The sequence below is a fragment of the Bacteroides sp. An19 genome (genome assembly GCF_002160215.1).
Taxonomy (GTDB): Bacteria; Bacteroidota; Bacteroidia; order Bacteroidales; family Bacteroidaceae; genus Phocaeicola; species Phocaeicola intestinalis.
The window spans coordinates 46,574-54,991 of the sequence record NZ_NFKD01000026.1; the positions used below are offsets into that span (position 1 = coordinate 46,574).

8 protein-coding genes and 2 tRNA genes are annotated in these 8,418 nt (G+C 47.8%); 4 read left to right on the forward strand and 6 right to left on the reverse strand.

The window, feature by feature from the left end; translation table 11 throughout:
- Nucleotides 1-41 precede the first annotated feature (41 nt).
- The 4 genes from B5F25_RS11090 to metH all read left to right on the forward strand — a co-directional run bounded on the left by B5F25_RS11090 (nt 42) and on the right by metH (nt 4,892).
- Complete coding sequence (locus B5F25_RS11090; protein ID WP_140406922.1) at nt 42-890, forward strand: hypothetical protein; 849 nt, start codon at nt 42-44, stop codon at nt 888-890.
- A gap of 113 nt (nt 891-1,003) precedes the next feature.
- On the forward strand, nt 1,004-1,570 hold the full coding sequence (locus tag B5F25_RS11095; RefSeq protein ID WP_087249611.1) for a Yip1 family protein: 567 nt from the start codon (nt 1,004-1,006) through the stop codon (nt 1,568-1,570).
- Nucleotides 1,570-2,028 carry an SsrA-binding protein gene (smpB, locus tag B5F25_RS11100; protein WP_087249595.1) on the forward strand — a complete coding sequence of 153 codons (459 nt, stop codon included), beginning with the start codon at nt 1,570-1,572 and terminating at the stop codon, nt 2,026-2,028. Before B5F25_RS11095 ends, smpB begins: the two co-directional genes overlap by 1 nt.
- 113 nt (nt 2,029-2,141) lie before the next feature.
- Nucleotides 2,142-4,892 (forward strand): methionine synthase, encoded by a 2,751-nt coding sequence (gene metH / locus B5F25_RS11105; protein ID WP_087249597.1) that lies wholly within the window; start codon nt 2,142-2,144, stop codon nt 4,890-4,892.
- A 60-nt stretch (nt 4,893-4,952) separates the two neighbouring features.
- On the opposite strand, the gene B5F25_RS11110 is transcribed toward metH, so the two are convergent.
- The 6 genes from B5F25_RS11110 to B5F25_RS11135 all read right to left on the reverse strand — a co-directional run bounded on the left by B5F25_RS11110 (nt 4,953) and on the right by B5F25_RS11135 (nt 8,183).
- Nucleotides 4,953-5,687, reverse strand: coding sequence for a nucleotidyltransferase family protein (locus B5F25_RS11110; RefSeq protein ID WP_087249599.1), 735 nt, complete (start codon nt 5,685-5,687; stop codon nt 4,953-4,955).
- 159 nt (nt 5,688-5,846) lie between these two features.
- A complete protein-coding gene (locus B5F25_RS11115) occupies nt 5,847-7,265 on the reverse strand; it encodes an RNase adapter RapZ (RefSeq protein WP_087249601.1) in 1,419 nt (472 codons plus the stop codon).
- A gap of 16 nt (nt 7,266-7,281) precedes the next feature.
- Complete coding sequence (locus B5F25_RS11120) at nt 7,282-7,620, reverse strand: type II toxin-antitoxin system RelE/ParE family toxin (protein WP_013616102.1); 339 nt, start codon at nt 7,618-7,620, stop codon at nt 7,282-7,284.
- Entirely contained in the window at nt 7,610-7,894 is a 285-nt protein-coding gene (locus B5F25_RS11125; protein ID WP_022038781.1) for a hypothetical protein, read from the reverse strand. The genes B5F25_RS11120 and B5F25_RS11125 overlap by 11 nt, the downstream gene beginning before the upstream one ends.
- Before the next feature lie 106 nt (nt 7,895-8,000).
- Nucleotides 8,001-8,072, reverse strand: a tRNA-Glu gene (locus tag B5F25_RS11130).
- A gap of 39 nt (nt 8,073-8,111) precedes the next feature.
- Nucleotides 8,112-8,183 (reverse strand) — tRNA-Glu (locus tag B5F25_RS11135).
- Between the last annotated feature and the right edge of the window lie 235 nt (nt 8,184-8,418).

The following is an 8,418-nucleotide window of genomic DNA, read 5'->3' on the forward strand; positions in this document are numbered from 1 at the left end:
GTAGGCGCTAACCCGAATTTGAATTTGTAAAGGAATAGTATATGAAACACATGAAATATGGACTGCTTGTTGCAGGATTGGGTCTTATGTTGGGGGTTACTTCATGCTTGGATGGTGGAGATAACAGTACAACGGTGTCGTATTATGAAATAGTAAAGAAAGATGCTTTAACCGGTACTTATACCAGCCAGATGGGGTATAAGGTTGCTCCGTTAAATCCGCAGGATTTGGAAGACCTGCCGTGGGCTTCCGATTATATTCAGCTGTATTATTCGTACGATTACGGACAAGACATGTCGGGTGGAGAGATTGATGCGAATGTTTATGGTTATTCGCTGATAAGGGAGGGGCAGTGGCTTCCTCAGTCTCCGGCTGAAGGCGATGCCAATGCGCCGATATCCGATGTGGTATTGGATTCTGATAATAAGCCATACGACTTTTTTTATAAACAGGACGATATCTTCCTTCCGATAGAGCTTTTTGTGCGTAAAGAAGTGGACACAAATGATTTGGAGCAACGCGAAGCGGAGATGGCCCAACACGAGTTTGCCTTGTATTATGATGCCGACAAGGATTTTTCGGAAAACGGCATGACTCTTTATCTGCGTCATAAGATGCTGAATGTGGAAGAGGATGATGAGTTTACCCAGCTTTCGGGAGGATGGTGGCACTTCAATATTATCGATGCCATGGCACGTTATCAGGAAAAGTACAGCAAGCGTCCGGACAAGATAACGATTTCATTCGAACAGAATACGAAAGACGTAAGTTATGCCGATAATCTGGTTTTGGAAGGAAAGGCAGAGCTTGACTATCAGAAGATTGTCGAATTTAATGAAGCATTGTCGGGAAGCAAGGGGATATCCAAGTTGCTTCGCGGCAAGAGATGAATTTTTTCATCCCAAAGTGCAAAGAAATAAAAATAAAGCCGGGCATTTGGGTGCCCGGCTTTATTTTTAGCACTTTTTTTGTACATTTGCATCCTAAGAAGAGAGAAGTGACTATGTATAAAGGATTATTTCATCAAATCGTCTCCCTGCTTTCGGCACCGGGAGAGGCTTGGGACAAGATAATGGAGCGTGGAGGTGCACGCGACATCCAGTCGGGATTTGTTTATCCGCTTATCGGGCTGTGCGGGTTGTCGGAGTTTATCGGTACGTTCATCGGGAGAGATTTTTCCTCGCTGATGTTCCAGTTGGCACTTACGCGGTGTTGTGCCGTAGCGGTGGCGTTGTTCGGCGGTTTCTTTCTGTCTGCCTATCTGCTCAACAAGCTGGGCATGGGCTGGCTGAAACGGGGTGACGCATACGGAAAGATGCTGGTGTTCGTGGGCTATTCGATGGTGGTCACGTTCGTGCTCGACATCATCAGCGGGCTGGTGTCCATCGACTTGCTCCACTGGATATTGCAAATCTATACCCTCGTGGTGGTGTTCGAGGGAGTGCGTCGCTGGCTGGAAGTACCCGAACGGCAGCAGATGGCATTTACCATTGTGGCCACACTTGTTATACTGATTTGTCCGGCATTGATAGAATATCTGTTTAATCAATTATCTGTAATTTTGAACTGATGAAAACAAACGCAAGCAACATAAATATCAAAAACAAACGTGCCTCGTTCGATTACGAGTTTATCGACACTTATACGGCAGGCATCGTGCTGACGGGTACCGAAATCAAGTCTATCCGTCAGGGCAAGGCGAGCCTGGTCGATACGTTCTGTTTCTTTTCGCACGGCGAGTTGTGGGTGAAGAACATGCACATCGCCGAATACTTTTACGGTTCGTACAACAATCATGCGGCACGGCGCGACCGCAAGCTCCTGCTTACGAAGAAAGAGCTTCGTAAGCTGGAACGCACTTCGGCAGAGCCGGGATTCACTATCGTGCCTACCCGTATGTATATCAACGAGAAGGGGCTGGCAAAGGTGGTCATCGCCCTTGCCAAAGGAAAGAAGCAATACGACAAGCGCCAGAGCCTGAAGGAGAAAGAAGACAAGCGGATGATGGACCGGATGTTTAAACGATAATTTTAGGGACTAGTTGACTAGGTACTAGGGACTAGATTTTGAATAGTTTCGCTAATTGTATTTATAACCTAGTCACCTAGTCCCTAGTCAACTAGTTCCTAAGAAAAGAAGCAATGAAAACAATACAAGAACAGATAAACGAACGTATCTTGGTGCTGGACGGGGCGATGGGAACCATGATTCAGCAATACGGACTGACGGAAGAGGATTTTCGTGGAGAACGGTTCCGCGAGGTGCCCGGCATGTTGAAAGGGTGCAACGATGTGTTGTGCCTGACCCGTCCGGATGTGATAGCAGATATCCACCGTAAATACTTGGAGGCAGGTGCCGATATTATCGAGACCAATACCTTCAATGCCACCCGTGTGTCGATGGCAGATTATCATTTGGAAGGGTATTGCGCGGAAATCAACCGTGAGGCGGCACGTCTGGCACGCCGGCTTGCCGATGAATATACGGCAAAGAATCCGGAGAAGCCGCGTTGGGTGGCAGGGTCGGTAGGCCCTACCAACAAGACCTGCTCGATGAGTCCCGATGTGAACAATCCTGCTTACCGTGCCCTGACTTTCGACGGGCTTGCCGGGGCTTATCTGGAACAGATGACGGCATTGCTGGAAGGTGGGGTAGACACGATTCTGATAGAAACCATTTTTGATACCTTGAATGCGAAGGCGGCTATCTGTGCCGCAGAACAGGCGATGGAGCGATGCGGACGCAAGGTGCCTCTGATGCTTTCGGTCACGGTCTCGGATACGGGCGGACGTACCCTTTCGGGACAAACGCTTGACGCATTCCTGGCTTCGGTGCAGCATGCCGATATCTTCTCTATTGGGTTGAACTGTTCGTTCGGTGCCCGTCAATTGAAACCATTTCTGGAGCAACTTGCCCGCCGCGCGCCTTATTATATCAGTGCATATCCCAATGCCGGGCTTCCCAATACGCTGGGACAATACGACCAGACTCCCGAAGAAATGGAGGGGGAAGTAAAAGAGTACATCGATGAGGGCTTGGTGAACATCATCGGTGGATGTTGCGGAACGACCGAAGCCTATATCCGGCGGTTTGCTTCGCTGGTGGAAGGCAGAAAACCGCATCAACGGGTGGATGCTTCGAAGTATTTATGGCTTTCGGGCTTGGAGTTGCTGGAAGTTACGCCCGAAATCAATTTCGTCAACGTAGGCGAGCGGTGTAACGTGGCAGGCTCGCGCAAGTTCCTTCGGCTGATTAATGAAAAAAAATACGAGGAAGCTTTGTCCATCGCCCGCAAGCAGGTGGAGGACGGAGCGTTGGTGATTGACATCAATATGGACGACGGTTTGCTAGATGCCGCTCAGGAGATGACCACCTTCCTGAACCTCATCGCATCGGAACCCGATATCGCGCGCGTACCTATTATGATAGACTCGTCCAAGTGGGATGTGATACTTGCCGGGCTGAAATGCGTGCAGGGCAAAGGCATTGTCAATTCCATTTCATTAAAAGAAGGCGAAGATGCCTTTATCGGACATGCCCGTACGGTCAAGCAATATGGCGCGGCGGTTATTGTCATGGCTTTTGATGAGAAAGGGCAAGCGGATACCTACGAGCGGAAGATAGAAGTGTGTAGCCGTGCGTACCGGATTTTGACGGAGCAAGTAGGCTTCCGGCCGCAAGACATCATCTTCGACCCCAACGTGCTGGCGGTAGCTACGGGGATGGAAGAACATAATAATTATGCCGTCGACTTTATCCGTGCAACCGGATGGATCCGGAAGAACCTGCCGGGAGCACATGTCAGCGGGGGAGTGAGCAACCTGTCTTTTGCCTTCCGTGGGAATAATTACATCCGCGAGGCGATGCATGCCGTATTCTTGTATCATGCGATAGCACAAGGCATGGATATGGGCATCGTCAATCCGGCATCGTCGGTGCTTTATACCGATATTCCTGCCGATATTTTGGAACGTATCGAAGACGTGGTGCTGAACCGCCGTGCCGATGCTGCCGAACGGTTGATAGAGGTGGCGGAAAAGCTGAAGGCGGAGAAAGAGAATGCCGGAAATGCACAGGCGGCAGATGCTCATTTGGCATGGAGAAACCATGCGGATGTGGATGCGCGCCTGCAATATGCGTTGGTGAAAGGCATCGGCGATTATCTGGAAGAAGACTTGCAAGAGGCTTTAGGAAACTATCCCGATGCGGTAAGCATCATCGAAGGACCGCTGATGAAGGGCATGAACCAGGTAGGGGAGCTGTTCGGTTCGGGCAAGATGTTTTTGCCTCAGGTGGTAAAGACGGCACGCACGATGAAGAAGGCGGTGGCCATCTTGCAGCCTTACATCGAAGCGCAGAAGAAAGAAGGGGCGAAGAAGGCGGGCAAGGTACTGGTAGCTACGGTAAAAGGTGATGTGCACGACATCGGGAAGAATATCGTGTCGGTCGTGATGGCGTGCAACAATTACGAAATCATTGACTTAGGTGTGATGGTTCCTGCCGAGCAGATTGTGGAAACGGCAATACGTGAGAAAGTCGACATCGTAGGATTAAGCGGATTGATAACCCCTTCGTTGGAGGAAATGGTGCATGTGGTGCGCGAGCTCGACCGTGCCGGCGTGCATATTCCGGTGATGATTGGAGGGGCTACGACTTCAAAGCTTCATACGGCACTGAAGATAGCTCCGGTCTATCACGGACCGGTAATTTATATGAAAGATGCATCGCTGAATGCTCCCGTTGCCGCCCGCTTGCTGAATCCGGCAACGCATGATGCTTTTGTAAAAGAATTGGCAGGTGAATATGAGGCACTGCGTGAAGGCAACAAAGAGAAGCAGGTAAAGTTTGCATCGCTGGAAGAAGCCCGGAAAAACAAGCTGGAGCTTTTTTGAATGAAGAATTAGGAATGAAGAATGAAAAATGCCATTCGGCTGAAAACGATTCTTCATTCTTCATTCAAAAAGTTTTTCCGCTTGCGCCAATGTTTCCGGTTTTCCGATATCTATTAGGTGAAGATTTTGTGCTATGTATCCACCGATGCGTGCTTCTTTGCAGGTTTGAAGATAGAAGTCGGTAATGGAAAATTTCCCGGTCCAATGTCCGTCCATATACCGGAAAAGGGAAGGTGAGATAACGTGGATGCCGCTGAAGGCATACGCTTCGTGTTGTTCGGGATGATAGGCAAAACCGTTGGGCTTGGTTTGCAGGGTCTGTTTGTTTATCCAGCCGCAAAGGCGGGCATTGTCTTTATCGAACAACAAGTAGCGTGAGGTTTCCCGTTGGCTGACCAATAAGGTTGCATCGTTTGTGCTTTGCCGGTGATAATCGTATAAGGCTTTCAGGTCGGTGTCTGACAATATATCCACATTATGCACCAAAAAAGGCTCATTGCCGCTAAAGAAAGGAATGGCTTTCTTGATGCCTCCGCCTGTATCCAGCAATTCTTCTCTTTCATCGCTGATACGAACCGTAATGCCGAAGTTCTGGTGGGCTTGCAGGAAGCTGATGATTTGTTCGCCAAAGTGGTGGATATTGATGACGATTTCAGTAAATCCGGCTTGCTTTAGCTTTAGGATGACATGTTGCAGCATGGGGATTCCGTTTACAGGGACCAATGCTTTGGGTATCCGGTCGGTCAAGGGCTTGAGCCGGGTTCCCAGCCCGGCGGCAAATATCATGGCTTTCATGTTTAAGTAGATGTTGAGAATTAGTTATATCATCTGTCAGTTCAGAAACGCGGATTAACACGGATTTTCGCAGATGATTATTCTATTTATCTGTCCTTAATCTGCGTTAATCCGCGAAAATCTGTGTTTCGAATAGTATCATTTATTTTGTATACTTACTTAGTATTTGTAAGTGATATTTTGTTCGCGGTGGTTCACTTCTACGTTTACTCCGAATTTTTCGTGGATATGCTGTGCCACATGTTCGGCTGCATAAACCGAGCGGTGTTGTCCGCCTGTACATCCGAAACAGATGCTCAGGTGGGTAAAACCTCTTTCCAGAAAGCGTTGCACATGGGCATCGGCCAGTGCGTATACGTGTTCTAAGAAGGTCAGTATCTCTCCGTCTTCTTCCAGGAACCGGATAACCGGCTCATCGCGTCCGGTCAGTTGCTTGTAGGCATCGTATTTGCCCGGATTGTGGATGGCACGGCAATCGAATACATATCCGCCTCCGTTTCCGGACGGGTCTTCCGGAATCCCTTTCTTATAGGAAAAGCTCATGACCCGCACCGTAAGCTTGCGCTTGTTCAGTTCGGTGACATATACGGGGAGCCCGGTTAATTGTTTCAGCACTTTGCATAGGTAAGGATATGCCGGAAAATCCTCTTCCAATAATTGGTCCAGGTTTTCGATGGCATACGGGATGCTTTGCAGGAAGTGTGGCTTCTGTTCAAAGTAACCACGGAATCCGTAGGCACCCAATACTTGTAAGGTGCGGAAGAGGACGAATTGCCTTAACTGTTCCCTAAAGTAGGATTCGGGCATGGGGCAATAGGCATGAAGGGCGTCCAAGTAGTCGTGTATCAGCTCTTCACGTAAATGTTGCGGGAATCGTGCTTTGGCTTGCCATAAGAATGAAGCCACATCGTAATAAACGGGTCCTTTCCGTCCGCCCTGAAAGTCGATGAAGTAAGGTTTCCTTTCCCGTATCATTACATTACGGCTTTGGAAGTCGCGGTACATGAAGGTGGAAAATGTATCGGCAAGCAATACTTGCGTCATGTTTTCGAAATCGTCTTCCAGTAAATTTTCCTGAAAGTCAATGCCCGTGGCTTTTAGGAAGCAATATTTGAAATAATTCAAGTCCCACAGGATGCTGCGCCGGTTGAATTCAGCTTGCGGGTAGCAGACGGAGAAATCCATGTCTTCCGCTCCTTCGAATTGTATGCGTGGAAGCAGGCGGATGGTTTGTTTCAGCAAGGATTTTTCTTCGTTGCTGAATGTACCTGTTGTACGTCCGTGCCCAATGGCTTGAAACAGGGAGATGTCTCCCAGGTCTTCTTGCAAGTAAGCCATGGCATCGTCGGTTTGGGCATAAACGTGCGGAACGGGCAACCCTTTTGCCTCGAAGTGTTGTGCCATGTACAAGAAAGCACGGTTCTCAGCTTCCGATGTGCCGTATACGCCTATCACTTGCGGGTTTCCTTTCAGGCGGTAATAATTGCGGTTAGAGCCTGCGCCAGCCAATGGTTCGATGGCTTCGGGGAGATGTCCGGTATATGTTTGGTACAGTGTTTGTATGTTTTCTTGATGCATAAGTCGTATAGGTGTTTCAGAGTCCGTTTTGTGCAAGGATGGCTTTCAGCTCGGCATCGGTCAGGTTTTCACATTCGGATTTGTCGTATAATGTGAGCAGCAATATATCTGCTTTATCCGATGTTACAAGTAAGGTCAGTGTAATGACTCTTGCCCCACCGCTTTTACCTTTCCCTTTCGAAGTAATAGACATTCTGATTTTGTGTAGTCCTTTACCTAGATCAGTTCCTTGAAATGGATTCTCATGTAATGAAGCAACAAGCAGATTTACGTCTTCTTTTAAAGATCGGTAACGTTTGCTGAGGCGTTTGAGTTCTTTTAGGAAATAGGGAGTCGGTTTTACATTATAGTTCATGATATACTTCTTCCCATGTTTGTAGTTGCAATTTTCCATCTTTATAGTGCTTTGCTTCTTGGCAAGCTTGATTGAATCCTTCTTTCAGTTCTTCTTTCGTGCGATAGGGCACAATGTCTTCTGCCAATGTATCAGTGGCGGTAAGGGGCTGTGCTTTCTCCTTTTGGATAGCAAGTTTCCTGATATAGTCCAATGCTTTCTTCATGCAGTTTTCATCATCGGCGATGTAACTCAACTGGCGGAACAGTTCCGCATTGATGCTTTTGGTACTCATGTGGGTATCTCCTTCTCCTTATTTATATATGCTTTCCGGCAAAGGTAGTGAAATTTTTCCTGAATAAAAAAAGAGTTACCCGATTTCTCGGATAACCCTTCTTAGGTAGCCCGTGGGAGAATCGAACTCCCCTTTCAAGAATGAAAATCTTGCGTCCTAACCGATAGACGAACGGGCCATCTTTCTTTTCTGCCTTGGCAGATGTTGTTTTTGGAAGTAGCCCGTGGGAGAATCGAACTCCCCTTTCAAGAATGAAAATCTTGCGTCCTAACCGATAGACGAACGGGCCATCCTTTGTCGTGTTGAGAAGGTGTTTCTCAAACACGGGTGCAAAGGTACGCATTATTTTTGAATTTGCAAGCGTTTGAGGTGCTTTTTTTGATGAAATTCCACATTTTTTCCATTAAGGCAGAGTCAACCAGCGAGTGCAACATTACGAAATATTTTTGAAAAAGACCTCAGCCGGAGTCGAGAAATTGAGTTTTTCTCTCGGTCTGGCATTAATTTTCTTCCTGATCTTGGTT